General features: G+C 62.0%; 18 protein-coding genes. All 18 read right to left on the bottom strand.

From position 1 onward, the window contains the following. Positions 1 to 2 precede the first annotated feature (2 nt). Positions 3 to 173, bottom strand: a complete 171-nt coding sequence (locus K8I61_11585) for a hypothetical protein (protein ID MBZ0272670.1) — start codon at positions 171 to 173, stop codon at positions 3 to 5. A 209-nt stretch (positions 174 to 382) separates the two neighbouring features. Then, a complete protein-coding gene (locus K8I61_11580; protein MBZ0272669.1) occupies positions 383 to 706 on the bottom strand; it encodes a hypothetical protein in 324 nt (107 codons plus the stop codon). Positions 707 to 714: 8 nt separating this feature from the next. Then, positions 715 to 1,191, bottom strand: coding sequence for a hypothetical protein (locus tag K8I61_11575; GenBank protein MBZ0272668.1), 477 nt, complete (start codon positions 1,189 to 1,191; stop codon positions 715 to 717). Positions 1,192 to 1,205: 14 nt separating this feature from the next. Next, positions 1,206 to 3,446, bottom strand: coding sequence for a DUF2586 family protein (locus tag K8I61_11570; GenBank protein ID MBZ0272667.1), 2,241 nt, complete (start codon positions 3,444 to 3,446; stop codon positions 1,206 to 1,208). 3 nt (positions 3,447 to 3,449) lie between these two features. Continuing rightward, positions 3,450 to 3,704: a hypothetical protein gene (locus K8I61_11565; protein MBZ0272666.1), complete on the bottom strand. Its 255-nt coding sequence runs from the start codon at positions 3,702 to 3,704 to the stop codon at positions 3,450 to 3,452. 2 nt (positions 3,705 to 3,706) lie between these two features. Next, the gene (locus K8I61_11560; protein MBZ0272665.1) at positions 3,707 to 4,252 is read right to left on the bottom strand and encodes a hypothetical protein; all 546 of its coding nucleotides are present in this window, start codon (positions 4,250 to 4,252) and stop codon (positions 3,707 to 3,709) included. After that, positions 4,249 to 4,779 (bottom strand): HK97 gp10 family phage protein, encoded by a 531-nt coding sequence (locus K8I61_11555; GenBank protein MBZ0272664.1) that lies wholly within the window; start codon positions 4,777 to 4,779, stop codon positions 4,249 to 4,251. The genes K8I61_11560 and K8I61_11555 overlap by 4 nt, the downstream gene beginning before the upstream one ends. A gap of 30 nt (positions 4,780 to 4,809) precedes the next feature. Further along, positions 4,810 to 5,232 carry a hypothetical protein gene (locus K8I61_11550; GenBank protein ID MBZ0272663.1) on the bottom strand — a complete coding sequence of 141 codons (423 nt, stop codon included), beginning with the start codon at positions 5,230 to 5,232 and terminating at the stop codon, positions 4,810 to 4,812. An 18-nt stretch (positions 5,233 to 5,250) separates the two neighbouring features. Beyond that, complete coding sequence (locus K8I61_11545) at positions 5,251 to 5,814, bottom strand: hypothetical protein (protein MBZ0272662.1); 564 nt, start codon at positions 5,812 to 5,814, stop codon at positions 5,251 to 5,253. 4 nt (positions 5,815 to 5,818) lie between these two features. After that, complete coding sequence (locus tag K8I61_11540; GenBank protein MBZ0272661.1) at positions 5,819 to 6,193, bottom strand: hypothetical protein; 375 nt, start codon at positions 6,191 to 6,193, stop codon at positions 5,819 to 5,821. Beyond that, positions 6,184 to 6,630 (bottom strand): hypothetical protein, encoded by a 447-nt coding sequence (locus K8I61_11535; GenBank protein ID MBZ0272660.1) that lies wholly within the window; start codon positions 6,628 to 6,630, stop codon positions 6,184 to 6,186. Before K8I61_11535 ends, K8I61_11540 begins: the two co-directional genes overlap by 10 nt. Beyond that, a complete protein-coding gene (locus K8I61_11530; GenBank protein MBZ0272659.1) occupies positions 6,614 to 6,955 on the bottom strand; it encodes a hypothetical protein in 342 nt (113 codons plus the stop codon). The genes K8I61_11535 and K8I61_11530 overlap by 17 nt, the downstream gene beginning before the upstream one ends. Positions 6,956 to 6,968: 13 nt before the next feature. Further along, positions 6,969 to 7,838 (bottom strand): hypothetical protein, encoded by an 870-nt coding sequence (locus K8I61_11525; protein MBZ0272658.1) that lies wholly within the window; start codon positions 7,836 to 7,838, stop codon positions 6,969 to 6,971. Between the two features lie 10 nt (positions 7,839 to 7,848). Further along, positions 7,849 to 8,220 carry a DUF2190 family protein gene (locus tag K8I61_11520; GenBank protein MBZ0272657.1) on the bottom strand — a complete coding sequence of 124 codons (372 nt, stop codon included), beginning with the start codon at positions 8,218 to 8,220 and terminating at the stop codon, positions 7,849 to 7,851. Between the two features lies 1 nt (position 8,221). Next, entirely contained in the window at positions 8,222 to 11,653 is a 3,432-nt protein-coding gene (locus K8I61_11515; GenBank protein ID MBZ0272656.1) for a DNA adenine methylase, read from the bottom strand. A 388-nt stretch (positions 11,654 to 12,041) separates the two neighbouring features. Further along, entirely contained in the window at positions 12,042 to 12,389 is a 348-nt protein-coding gene (locus tag K8I61_11510) for a hypothetical protein (protein MBZ0272655.1), read from the bottom strand. Beyond that, positions 12,386 to 12,883 (bottom strand): hypothetical protein, encoded by a 498-nt coding sequence (locus K8I61_11505; protein ID MBZ0272654.1) that lies wholly within the window; start codon positions 12,881 to 12,883, stop codon positions 12,386 to 12,388. The genes K8I61_11510 and K8I61_11505 overlap by 4 nt, the downstream gene beginning before the upstream one ends. A 1-nt stretch (position 12,884) precedes the next feature. Then, the coding region (locus K8I61_11500) for a phage head morphogenesis protein (protein MBZ0272653.1) at positions 12,885 to 13,680 on the bottom strand (796 nt) is incomplete at its 5' end.

Genomic DNA, 13,680 nt, shown 5'->3' with positions numbered 1-13,680 from the left:
GGTCAGACCTTCGGCGCGTACTTGAGAATGAGCGGGATCAGCGTGGCCAGTTCCTTCAGCACCTCGGCCACATCCGCCGCGATCTTCGCGGCCTCGCTCTTGTCGACCTTGCCGTCGGCGAGCGACTGCTTGAGGTCTTTCACCAGGTTCATGGTGTCCGTGACGATGCCCATGCGTTACCTCCGTTTGTTGGACGTTTTAGGTCGGTTCTTCCGGGCGGCCTTCTCCTCGAGGTCCGCGAGGTACTGGACACTGGCCAGCGCCTCGATCACGTCCTCGGGCAAAAGCGCGTCCACATCGGAAAATCGCCATCCGAACCGGTCGCAGATATGGGCGCGGGCCTGCCGGTACCAGGAGGCATCGACCTCCCGCCGCGCCCGGTTCAGACGTTTTTTAAGGTCACCCCGTCAGTCACGAATCCGAGGCCCTTCTGAATCTGCTGGGCCAGGATCACGACCTTGCCGGGGTCCATCTGCAAATCGATCTGCTCGTAGGTGAGCTTGGGATGGACCAGGAACTTCTGGACGAGAATTTCGTTCGCGGTGACCTCATCCTTCACCGCGCCAATGAGCCGCTTGTACTCGTTCCATGCGCACTTGCGGGCGAGGTAGATTTCCTCGTCGCCGGGAATGCCGATGTGGAACAAGCGCGCCTCGGGATATTCCGCGCGCACAATGGCGATGGCCGCCTGCAGTCTGTCGTCCATTTTTCCTCCTACACCATGCCTTCGCCCCAAATGGCGAGGCCGCTACACTTCTTGCCCACCGCCGAGTCGTCGAAGGCGAAGCCCTCTTCGACGTCGGTGAACTCGAAGCCGGTGAACTTCTTGATCTTCTGGATGCCGTTTTTCGCCGGGTAAACGATCAGGACCGTGGCGTTCTTGATATCGAGGAGCGATGCGTATTCGGTCCCGTTGATCTTGACCACCTTGAGTTGCGTGGTCTTCGAGCGCGGCGCGTTCGTCGGCTCCTCGACGACGGACTGGTTCAATTCCTTGACCTCGAAGTCCAGTTCAAACTTCCGCTTGCCGCGCCCCATTGCATGGGCCTTCACGAACCCCGCGCCGTAGATCGGCTCCTTGTCCTGGGACTCCTTGTACGAGCAATTCTGCAGGGCCATGATCTTGATGCCCTCGACGAGCAGTGAGATTTCCTCCCCCGCGTAACCGCTGATGTATTCCTCGTTGGCCATCGCCTATTCCTCCGTCACTTCAGGAAGACCTTCGTGTAAATCTTTTCCATCGCCCGCAGCGGCTGGATGCCCAGGCTCACGTACACGTCGCCGAGGAGCCGGTCGTTCTCGGAAGAAACCGCCTCGATCTCGTAGTCGTCGATCTGGCCGTGGTCCTCCATGACGTCCAGCGGCCGCGACATGAAGGATTCGAGCAGCCGCAGGCCGTTTCCTTCCTCGTCGTTCTCTTCGCCGACCAGGGGCTGAGCCGCCTCGCGGGCCGCCTTGCCGCCGTAGTAGACCGCGCGCAGGTCGTTGACCCTTGAGTAGTCCGATGCGGGCGGGGCCGCCGTGAGCGAATGGGCGATGATGTAACCGCGCCCCGGTTTGAGCCGCACGCAGTTCACGCGGGCCTGGATCAGCTGCTGGATGTGGCCGGGCGAGAATTCCGGGACGAGCCGCAGGATGTTCGGCACTTGCTTGTTGATCAGCGACTGCTGCACTTCGAGCGAGGCCATCACGCCCGCGCAGGCCGAGGTGAGCGATCCCGCCGTGTAGCGCACGCCGTCGCTGCCCATGAATTCCGATCCGCCCGCGAAGACGACGCCGTTTTTGTTGGCCACAGTCGCCATGCGCGACACGATGGAATCGACGTAGGCTTGGAGATCACCCACGTATCCCGTGGAGCCAATCTCGTTATTGGACGAGAACGCCGGGCATTCCAGGACCGCGAATCGCTCGGACAAAAAGACGTCCAGCATCCGGTCGCAATGGACGAGAATCGAATTCCAGATGTCCGCGCCGGTCGCGCCGACGCAGTGGACCCACGAGATTTCCGTCCGCGCCTCGGTAAGTTCCAACGCATGGAGGTAATCGCCGTTCGTCGGATTGAGGCCATCCGAACCGCCGCCGAGCGTCTGCGGGTCATCGAAGTTGTCGAGTTCGCCTTCGGCCACGAACTGCGCCTCGACCAGACTCTGGCCGCCGGTGATAAGACCGGCGAGCGCCTGGTTGGTCCGCGCTCGAAACACGTATTGCTGCGGGTCGTCCTCGTTGCCGTCCCAGAGCGTCACCACCGTGTCGAAGATCATCTCCTCGATGGTGAAGCTGACGTCCTGAATCGGATGGGCCAGGTTGAAAGTCTGCGTGACGCTGCCGTCGTTCGGCGTGTTCGGCAGCGATGGGAAGCGGATGATCCGCCACGCGTCGTCCGCGTCGCGCAGGCACATTTGGAAGTCGCCGGTCAAAATGTTGAGCGTCAGGCCGGTCGCCTGATTCGAGTTGGTGATGCCCGCGATATCGATGGTGCGCATGATCGAGGACGGATCGCCGCCGGGACCGAAGGGGCCGATCTTGTAAATCTTCCGCGCGCCGGGATCGAGAAGAAACAGGCCGTCAGGCTGCGTCGGCTGACCACCCTGCACGAGGAAGCTGATGGAGCCGCCGGACACGGCGGGGTTCGTCATGCCGAGCGTTGCGTAATCGATGGTCTGGGCCGCTTCGGTCGGCTGCGCCGTGATCTGTTCGAAGACGTAGAGCTTCGTCGGCGTCGAGACCATGATCATCGAACCGTGCTCTTCGTTGATCATCACGAAGGGAATCGCCGTGATCTGCTCGACCGTGATGACGGTCGAAAGGTCCATGTTGTGTTCGGGAATGAGCGTGCCGTCCGCGTCGAAGTGGCGCAGAATCTCGTGGCCGTCCGCGTCGGTGCCGCCGACCCAGACCGACAGGAAATGATCGTTTTCCGGATCGTCGCCGAACTGAATCGCGCAACCCCGCGCCGCCGTGAAATGCGCCGAGAGGTCGACGCTGCGCTCCTGCTGGCCGTCCTCGTCGAGCAACACGAGCGTGTTCGCGGCCGCGTTCAGATACCAGGTATTCGCAATAAGTTCCGCGATCTCCTGGCCGACCGTGGCGTTCACGCGGTTCCAGTAGTCGCCCGCTTCGAGCGCGACCAGTCGAATGCCTGTGCCGCCGCTTTTGCGATTCAAATTAAGCGACGCCTTGCTGGTCTGCCCGACGCGCCAGACGTAGATCGTCGAACTGCCCGCGTCGAACGCCTCTTCAATCGACTTGAGCAGCGGGCCGCCGCGAAACACCTGCTTCGCCTGCGCCTTGGCGTCCGGCCCGGAGAACACATACAGCCGGTTGGCCAGGCCCCCCATCGCCGCGCCGATCTTGGCCTCGACGTTGGCAAGCGACGGCGCGACCGCACCGATATGCCCATCCTCGTATTCGGTATAGGCGTCGGGGATGATCCTCGTGGTCGTCATGTCTTACCTCCCGCCCGCGGACGCGCCGAGCCAGGACTTCACCTTCCCGGCGAACTCGCTTCGCGTAATCCGCGTGCTTGGCGTCCAACCGAAGGCCGTCTTCAACCCCGCCAGGACCGGCGGCGAGATGCCTAGATCGGCCGCGAGCGTATCCACCGGCACCGCTGTCTCGGCCTTGCCGGTGATGGAAATCGTCAGCTTCGACAGGTCCGGTAGGACTGGAAGCGGCTTTTCGGGAACGTCCTTTTTCTTGGCCATGTTCATGCTCCATACGCGAGATGGACGCGCTCGATCCGGCTCGTCACGTCGCGTTCGCGGTAACGGCGATGCGTCACCGCATAGGTCAGGCTTTTTCTTGCCAGAAACGGCTCGCCGGTTTTGTCCGTAGGCAGATCGACCGTGGTCAGGTGCCGGATCGCCGTCACGCGCAAATCGTCGTGCGATACCGGATCGACGATGCGCGGCGGGTTCGGATCGAAGCGCCATGCCTCAAAAGCTGCCTCCACCGAGGCCGCCAATTCCTCCACCCGTTCTTCCGCGCTCTTGTCGGCGACGCCCGGCACCCACAGATCAATCCTCAGTGAGGTTTCCTGCGGCAGCACGCGGCCCTTTTTTACCACCATGCCGTCGCCGTCTTTGCGCCGGTAATCGCTCGCGCCGCACCCCAGGACCTGCGTGCTGCGATCCAGCACCGTGAAGGTCGCCAGCGGATAGCGGACGTCCTTGCCATCGGGGCGCCCGGCAAGAACGTTCAATTCGGCGATACGTTCGTGCAGGTATGCGGCGATGGCCCGGCGCAGTTTCATGTCGTTTCCTTCATCTGCGACTTGGCCTTGGCGAGCGCCGCCGCGACCGCCGCGTCCACGTTCTTTTGCGCGACCTTGCCTCCGACGAGAAACGCCGGTTCCAGAAAGGGCTGCGCCTTCGTACCCGGATGCTTCACTCGGCCCACTACCACCGGCTCGCCGGGCTTGCCCTTCTGGTAGCGCCGCTTGCCGCTCTTCGTCGTCACGTACCGGCCCTTGCTCCCGCCGACTTTGAAGGCGAGAGCCTCTTTCTCGCGCGGCTTGATGTCGTGCGGCCGCGATCCATATTCGACCGGCATGGCGTACTCGCTGTTCGTGCCGACCGAGCCTTCCTTGAAACCGTCGATTTCCGGCGTGATCGAAGCGCGCAGATTTCCGGTGTCCACCGGGCACCGGTGCTTGGCGTACTTCTCGATGGTCGTGACCGTGTCGGTCATGGCCGTTTTCAGTTCCTTCTCTAATGCGACGGAAAAGTCGCCCAGCGCCGCGCCGAGCGACTCCACCGCCGGAAGGTCAATCTGAATCACGCCGTCTTTCTTCATGGTTCCCTTTGGCGATTACACGCCCGCGAAGGTCAGATCGACGCTCTCGCCGCAGTTCACGAAACCGGAGCCCTGCGTCACGCCGCCGACCACGGTGACCGTGCCCGCGTCGGCAAAAGTCACTTCCAGGTCGAACTCACCCGTAGCCTCGTCGGTCTCGATGATGATGTCGTCCGAGTCCGCGCCGGACAGCACGGTCCCGTCGCCCGCCGAGACGATGTCCATCGTCGCGCCCTCGGTGCAGGTCAGACGGATGCGCTCCTTGGCCGCCAGGTCGTCGCCGAGCGCGTTCTGGAGCTTGAGCGTCACGGCGATCTTGTTGTCGGCTTCCGCGCCCGGCGTATCCCAGGTCACGACGGCCAGGTGATCGGCGAAGTCCTTCGCCAACTCCGAGGTGGTCACTTTCTGAACGGGTTTCACGGCATCCTGAATGGGCATGGTCTTTCTCCTTGGTCGTTACGGTTGATACGAGACATCGCAACCGGTGCGGGCATCGAGCATCGGACTCGATTGCGTCGACCCGGCGGCGAGTGAAACGGTGATGGACTCTTCACACACGATGGTCAGATCGAGGCGGCCCGTGGCGTCGGTGCGGGCAATGAGATCGTCCGTGCCGTCGCCGGACAGCGCCGTGCCCGCCTGACCGACGGACAGAGCCGCGCGTTCGTCGCAGGTCACACGCACGACGTGCGCCGCGCCGATGTTCTGGCCGAGCAGGTTGCGTATTTGCAGCGGCACCGAGCGCGTCGTGGGGTTCACAGTGGAAACGGTTCCCCACGAGACGACGGCAAATTTGTCCAGAAGACCGGCGGCCAGCTTCGCGGCGGTCACCGCGCCGTCCGGCAGTTCGGACCCCGGCCCGCCGACCTGGTCGATCACTTCCAGGTATCCGCCCTCGATGGCCGCCTGCAGATCGGCGGTAAGATTATCGGCCCACATCGCCGCGCCGGGGCGCAGCACCATCCCTTGACCGGGCACATCGATGGTGGTCGTCGAAATATTTCGCAGCTTGATCAGCATGGATTCATTCCTTGTATTCGCGCTCGAGGACGAGCGTTTTGTAGGCCCGCGCCCCGTACAGCGTGTGCGGCTCCACGTCGGTCACCCGGTAGCGCACGCCTTCGAATTCCAGAAAATCTCCCTCTTTCACGTCCGCGCCGAACTCCACATCGCTCGTCGCGTCCGCGCCTTCCTGTTCCAGGTTGTCCGGTCGCCCGTAATGGAATTCGACCGGCAGCGCCCCGGCGATCACAGTTTCCGCGCCCTCGCGCGGGCCGTAAAACTCTCCCGCACCGGCGACTTGCGACCGCGTGATCCGGCAGGTCGTGCCCTCGGCTTTGACCAGGCCGGTCGTCTCGCGTTCGATCACGCGCTTCTCGCGGTCAGTGATCAGTGGCATCGTTTCCCCACTTCGAAGATCTGCGGACGGATGTTGCCCACGTCGAGCAGTCCATCCGCCAGCGCCGGGTTGATCCGCGAAACCGCCTCACGGTAACGGGTCAACAGATCCTTTTCCAAATCACCCCACGCCTGCGCCTGCATGGTCTTGTCCACGCGTTTGTCGCCCGATCCGAACGAGAAGTTCGCGCTCGCCGCCGACCGCAGCATCGAGCAGCAGAAGGCGTGGGCGCGCAGCACCATCAGATCCGCGTCGTCGCCGGTCAAATCCGGCGCGATGTCATCCCCGGCGATCTGATACATGCGACCGATGTCCCGGTTCACCGCCAGGATCGCCCGCGTCAGCGCCCGCAGGACGTCGTTGTCCCCGAGCAGTTCACCCGCCGCGTCGCCGAGGTCGGTGCGGAGCAGGGCGAGGATGTCACTGACTTGCGTCATCGCCGCCCTCCAGCACCTTCAGCCGCCGCTTGATCGCTTCCAGCACCTTTTTGTTCTTGGCCTCTTCGAGCAGGGACCGCAGCAGATCGACATCCTGCAGGGAGTCCACCGCCGCGACCGCCTCGTGCGGGAGCAGGTCGTTGATGGGGAAGGCGAGCTTCGCCCGTACCGCCCCGAGCACCTCGACGAGGCCGTTCGCCACGGCCTTGAGCACCGTGCCCGTCACGCGGGTCACGTGAATCTTGCCGCCGGGATGGATCAACACCGCGCCGTCCTCGTGCGGCAGCGACAAATACGTTTTCGTCAGATTGCGAATGTCCGGCATGGCCGCCTCCTGCCTACGGGTTGATAACGACCTTCGCCAGAATTTCCGGACGGGTGATGCCCTGGGCGCACTCCATCCACACCAGCCAGCCCGTCTTGAATTTGAGCGCCTTGTAGACGCTTTCGGTCGAGAGCGCCTGGCGGATCGCCCACTTTCCGATCTCCTCGTCGGGGACGATGATGATCTCGTTTGGGTTCGCGGCCGCCGTGGTGAGGATGTTGGCGCCGCCGAACACCTTGTAGATGCCCTTCTGACGCAGTTCGAGCTTGGTCTGCGGGTCGATCCCCTGCCACGAACGCAGGTCGTTGAACCGCCTGCCGCGCATGATGATCGTGCCCGGCGCAAGCTCCAGGTCCTCGAGGATCGAGAGCGCTTCATTGAGCGCCTCTTCGGTCAGCTTCCCGCCGCTCGTCACCGTGACGGTGTTCTCCGGGGGCACCGCCGCGCTGATGATGGTGATGGTCCGCTTGTCGATCTCCTTGCGGATTTCATTGGCCGCTGCCTTCTGGATGTCGGTGAGCGTGCCGATGTTGCCGTGCTTGAGAACCGAGATATCCACCATCGGGGTCGAGTGAATCCGGTTGATCGGGAATTCGACCTCGTCCTCGCCCAGCACCGACTCCTGCGCCTCGCCGTTCCGGGAAATCCAGTACGCCTTCACCTTCGGCTTCTTCTGGTATTTGGCCGGTTCGCCCTTCGGCAGGTTCTGCTTCGTGAGCAGGAGCGAAGTGATCTCCTTGCGCTTGATCTCCATGTCGATGGGTGCGGCGATAGCGGTTGCGAGCGCTTTCAGGCCTTCCTCGGACGACACCGCCTCGCTCAAAAGCGCGGCCATCGCCTCCATGTATTCCTGGGAATGAACGTCGATTGCGGTCGTTTCCATGTGCCCCTCCTTAGACCAGCAGCTTGAACTTGAGCACGCCGCCGGACATCGAGATGGCCTGCGCCACGATGACATCCCCGGCTTGTGCGCCGTTCGTGAGGTTGTGGTTCGTGGCGTGGACCTTCAGCCGGTCGCCCGCCTGGATCGTGCCGGTGAAGTTGTCGGTCTCGTACACGCCGCCGCCGGTGTAGATGGTCGGCATCTCGCCCGACTTCACATCACGGAACAGAATGCCGAACGCGGGTTCTGTCGCGTCATCCGCCACGGCGAAGAGATCGCCGCCCACCAGCTTCATCACCGATCCGCACACCGCGTCGCCCTGGGCGAACCCGTCGCCGTAGGCGATCCCGGTGTCGTGCTTCACATCCAGATAGTGGCCCATGTCACGCTACCTCCTGGCTCACGTTGGCCTTGTAAGCCGCCATGAATCCGGTTCGCAGTTTCTCCTCGAGGTTCGCGGGCTTCTTGTCGTCCACGACGAGCGGATCGACCCCCGCGTCGGCCTTCATCCGGGGCCGCAGCGACGCCTCGGCTTTCTTCGTCAGATCTCCGGGCAGCGGCGGCTTGGCGGGGTCCTCTTTCTTGGGCGTGGTGAGCGAGTCGATGACTTGCTCGGTCGCCAGGATCGCCTCCTCGGTCAGCCCCGCCAGGCGTTTCAGTTCCGCCGTGCGCGCCTCGTCGTTCTCGAAGCTGCGGCCTTTGCCTTCCCACTTCTTGAGCACCGTTTCGGCCTTGGCCCGCCGCGCGGCCGCCGCCTGCTCGGTCTCCAGTTCCGAGATGCGCGTTTGCGCCTCCTCGAGTTGTTTCTTGAGTTTCTTGTTCTCCAGGCGCAGCTTTTTCAGTTCCGCGTCCGGACCGTCGGTCGACGGCTCCTCGGCCGGGACGTCTGTGCCGGGATCTTCCTGGTCCAGGAACTCGTCCTGGCCCTTGCTCTGCTTGGTCTTGTCGGCCATTCGATGTACCTCCGTTTTGCTGGCAACCTTCTTGATCCGCGCGTTTTCGTCCGCGCCCTTCTTGTCGAGCAGACCCACTCCGGTGAACACGACGCCGTGCAAAATCTCGAAGCACGGCTTGTTCTGATACGCGCCGCCCTTGTAGTTCTTGAGGTGGACGCAGTATTCCGCCTTGCTCTTGACCTTTTTTCCGCAGATCGAGCACTCGCCCTCGGCGTAATCGCACTCCATCGAGACCTGCTTGATGATCCCCTTGCGGACGAGCGCGTAAGCCTGGCGCGCCGCTTCGGTCACACCGGTGTAAATCTCTCCCACACACTCGATGCGGCTCTGCTCGCCGTCCTCGACGTATTCCGAGGACACGACGCCGCCGACGATGTCGCGGAAATCCTGGCTGTGGGCGACGTCGATCTTCGTGCCGACGACCGTCTGGTAGGCTCGGCGGCATTCCTCTTCGGTGAAGAAATCGCCGTTCTTATTGGCGCCTACGTGCGTCAGGATGAACGAGAACCGCTTGTCGCCCTCGTCGGTCTGCGCCTGCGCGATGAGCGACTTGGTGATGACCTGCCCGGTGATCCGGGTGTGGAAGTTGGCGTGGGTATTGGCCTGCGCCGCGAGCGGGCCGCTGGCCACGAAGAGCAGTTCCTGCGCGTCGGCACCGCCGCCCGGCGCGCCATAGCGGGCGATGTTGTACCGGACATCCATGCGCTTCACCGCAACCTGGCCGAAGCGCTTTTTGAGCATCTCGACGACTTCCGGCTCGCGGGGGAAAGCCTTGTCCCGGTAAGACATCAAGATTGACTTCGCGCGGGATTTATCGACGACGTCGCCGATCAGCGCCGCGATGGTCTCCTTGTTGTATTTGGTGCCGGACTCGTAATCGCGGCGGGCGTTGTCGCGGATCTGCTTCCCCGCCCACATGGTCATGAGGCCCTCGACGAAGTGCATCTTGCCTTCGTAATCGTTGGCCCCGAACTCGGTGATGTACGGCGGATCGGCGTAAACCAGGTCCACGTCGAGCTTGGGCAGGATCTCGCGAATCTCGCCGCAGAACGCCTTGCACAGCGTCCCCGAATCGAACACGAGATTGTTGATCTTGCGGACGTTCTTCACGAACAGATCCCGGAAATCCTCAATCGGGATCTCGCCCAGGCTCGTGTCGCGCTTGCTCTCGTCTTCGGGGCGTCCGGTCATGCCCTTCTTGCTGCGGCCGAATTCGCCGAACCGCGCCTTCGTCATGCAGGCGTAGCCCATCGCAAAAAGCGCGATGTCTTTCTTGTAGCCGGGGAGCTTCTGGGCGTTGGCCCAGGTGTTGTCGAGGAAATGGAGGATTTCCGGCGTGAAGTAGTAGTCGGTGAACGTCTTCTCGCAGAACTTCCCGGCGTCGGGGTTATCCGCGAGCAGCGCCTCGATCTCAGCATCGGAAACCGTCTCGGTCTTATTCTCCACAACGGCCCTGGCGATGTGCCACGGGTAGCGCATCAGGTCGCTCGCGTAGACCGTCAGCCCTTTGTGCTTGAAGAAGTACGCGACGTTCCCGCCGCCGGAAAACGCGTCCAGCATGGACTTCGCATCCTGCGGGCTGTTCTTCCAAATCCATTCCAGCGCGAAATACTTGCTGCCCATGTACGGCGAAACGCGGACCTTGTCGTCGGCCGCGAACGCCGACAGCAGATCGAGATCGCAGTCGCCCAGCGCAAACATTCCCAGTTCGTGGAAATCGGCGGCCTCGTCCAATTCCTGCGCTGCTTCTTTCGCCGAGCAAAGAAACAGGTGCTCCTTCGCGTTGCTGGCGTCGCCATGCTTGGCGCTGATCTGGTAGTGGTGGTCCTTGCTCTTAAGGGAAACATCGCGGCCCAAATCGGCGATGATCCGCTTGACCTCGTTCTCGGTCGGATAAGCCTGGTCGCGGTAACTGATGATCCAGTTCCGGATGTGCGTGCAGGCCCCGAGGAAATCCCTGAAGAAGTTGGCCGCGTTGGTCTTCGTCATCCCGGATTTCTCGATCCGGTAAATCTTGGTTTTGGTACCCTCCTTGATCTCCTTGCCGTCCCAATACGTCATCAGCCCTTCCACGAAGTGGTAGGACCGCTCGTAGTTCGTCTGCGAGAAGTGCGTCGCATACGGCGGGTCGAAGTACGCGAGATCGGCCTTCACCTGCGGGCCGACGTCCATGATGTCGGCGCACGCCGCCCTGCATGGTTGGCCGTTGTCAAAGGCGAGCGAGTTGATCGTATGGACGTTGTCGGTGAAGCGCTGCTTGAACCGCTCGGGGCTGTCCTGGCGGTCGCCGTGCGGGATGGTGGTCCCGAAATGCCCGAAGCCGCCCTTGCCGGTGATGCACGATTTGCCCAGTGCGAAGAGCGCGATGTCCCTCTTGAAGCCGTCCGTGGCGAGCTTGTCGATGTTGGCGCGGATGGAATCGATGATCCCGTGGACGCCGTCGGAGAAATAGATGCCCGCGAAGTGCTTGCGGACGAAGTCGCCCGCCTGCGAGTTGTCGGCCAGCAGCGCCGCGATCTCGTCGTCGGTGATCGTCTGGCCGGGGTTCTCGATGATCGCGCGGGCGATGTGGTAGCAATACCGCAGCTTGTCGTTCGCAGTGACCGCGAGGCCCTTCTGCTTGAACATGAAGCCGACGACCGACGAGCCGGAAAAGAGGTCGGCCACGGCGCGGGCGTCGTCCGGCGTGTTTTCCCAGATGAAATCGATCAGCTTCTGCTTGCTGCCGATGTAGTTCGTGACGTAGCGGCGCTGCTCGTCGGCGGCCTGAGCCGATAGCGCCTCGTCGCCGAAGAGCGCAAGCTCCGCTTCCGCTTCGAGCAGGAAGGTCAGCCGATTCATGTCCGTTTGCAGCGCCACGCTCGCTCCATAAAACAAAAAGCCCCGGCGAAGCCGAAGAACTCACCTTCTGTCACCGGCGGGCTCGGTTTTTCCGACAACCACACCGGTCTAAACGAAGGTTTTGCCTTCAGGCTTCACCGGGGCTCGATGTTTTCGACAACCCCGTGTGTCTATCTCGTTGTCAAAGGTCGATCGGCTTCAGACTCCGTTCGACCTTCACGTTGCAGAGCTTGCCACTCTGGAAACTGAGCGTCACCGTGCCGAAAAATCCCTCGGCAATGAGCTTTTCCAGATAGGCCATCAGCTTCTTCATGCGAGCAGAATATGGTTCCGTTTCGGATATGGCAAGTTCAAAAAATGGAAGTTTTCACCCCGCGTTACTTCCACCCCCAACGGCGGTCGCAACCTACTTTCGCTGTTCTCCACGAAGTCGTTCCCGAACAGCCTCAATGCACTTGCCGGAGCTTTCGTACTCCTCGGTCTCGACGGTCTCGCCGAACGCGCCGCGATAGGGCGACCGGCTCTCGCGCCAGTATTCCAGGAAGCCGGGATTCAAACACGGCTTGATGTCCTGCTCGACCCAGCCGTTGACGAGCCAGTTGACCTCGTCCTCGCGTTCCTCAAAGCCGGGAAGATATCCGGCGTCGAAACCTGTCGGCGTCACGACCCACAAGCCGCACGGCACATACGGATCAAGGCCCTTTTCAAAACGCTTCTCATCATAAACGTAGTCTATCATGTACCGCAGCTTCATCGGAACCGCGCCTCCACCATCTCCATGAATTCCCGGATCACACACTTTCGGCACTCCTCCACGCGCTTGGGCATGGCGTCGAGCCGCACGACGTAAGCTTTCCATTCGTCGGCAAGCTCCGGGTCTTCGCTCCAGTCGAGTTCGTTGATGACGATCTTGTTGCCGTCGTCGTCAAAGAGGCGACCCGCGTAAATCCGGCCATCGGGCGCCCGAAGCCATTCGATCTTCGTCACGAAGTGCAGGTGGTTGCCGTGCATGCTCGCCCCGAAGTCGACGAAGCCACGGTCGATCATGAGGACCGAGTAATTCCATGCCTTCACCGAACCGTCCGGCGCGAGATCGGGATGCGCGCCCAGCACCTCCAAGCGATAGGGATGGAACGTCAGGTTGTCGCCTTCCGGGAAATACACCCCGAACCAGAAGCCGTTCCTGGTGATCCCGTCGAGCGTCTCCTGCAGTTTGGCCGCTTCCGTTTTTACGTCGATCTTGCCCATTTCAGTAACTCGCAAACACGATGTCCTCAATCTTCCGGCCGTCCGGCAGATTCGAGATACCGCGCTTCTTGAAAGACATGAGAATTTCCATCCGCGCCTTCTGGGTCGGTGCGACGATGGCGTCCAGGTTGTCGACCAGAGTCACGGAGTATTTGAAAATCGTCTCGTCGCTCGCGTCGCGCTGGACAATCTTTTTCCATTGGTCGACCTGCGACTTGCGGAGCCGCCGAACCGTGTCGCCGGTGCAACGTCCGTATTTGTCGTTATCATACGTGATCGAGTCCATCCGGCGCAGCAGGTTCTTCTTGAAGTACAATCCGACACTGCCGGGATTCGCCTTCGTCGGCGTCGTGCGGATGCGCGTGAAAAAATACGTCCCGCCGCCGGACTCCATGTCGGCGACCGGCGACATGCCGCCCGGCGTGAGTCCGATCCGCATCTTCTCGACCGTGGAGACCATCGCACCGTTGTTCTCCAGGGCCGTTTCCACGAATTTCGCCATGTCGTTGTTGTGGGTCAGCGTGTGGCGAAGTGAGTAGCCGCTCATCTGCCGCTCCAGGTCGTTGTCGGTCAGGTCGAAACGCATCTGGACTCGGCGTCCCGCGCCTTCGAGCTTGCCGTGCGTCGCCTGCTGGAACTGCCCGAACGGATCGTAATGCGGTAGCGCGGTCACGTCCGGCACGCCCAGTTCCGTGCTCCAGAAATCGCGCATGGCCCGCACCTGCTCCTGCTTCGTTTTGTTTTTCATCGAGGTCAGCACCTTCTTGAAGCGCGGCGAGTTGTCGATGCTCTGGATG

This window comes from bacterium (assembly GCA_019912885.1).
Classification (GTDB): Bacteria; Lernaellota; Lernaellaia; order JACKCT01; family JACKCT01; genus JAIOHV01.
The sequence above is the reverse complement of the archived record's forward strand: the minus strand, read 5'-3'. Positions and strand labels throughout refer to the sequence as shown.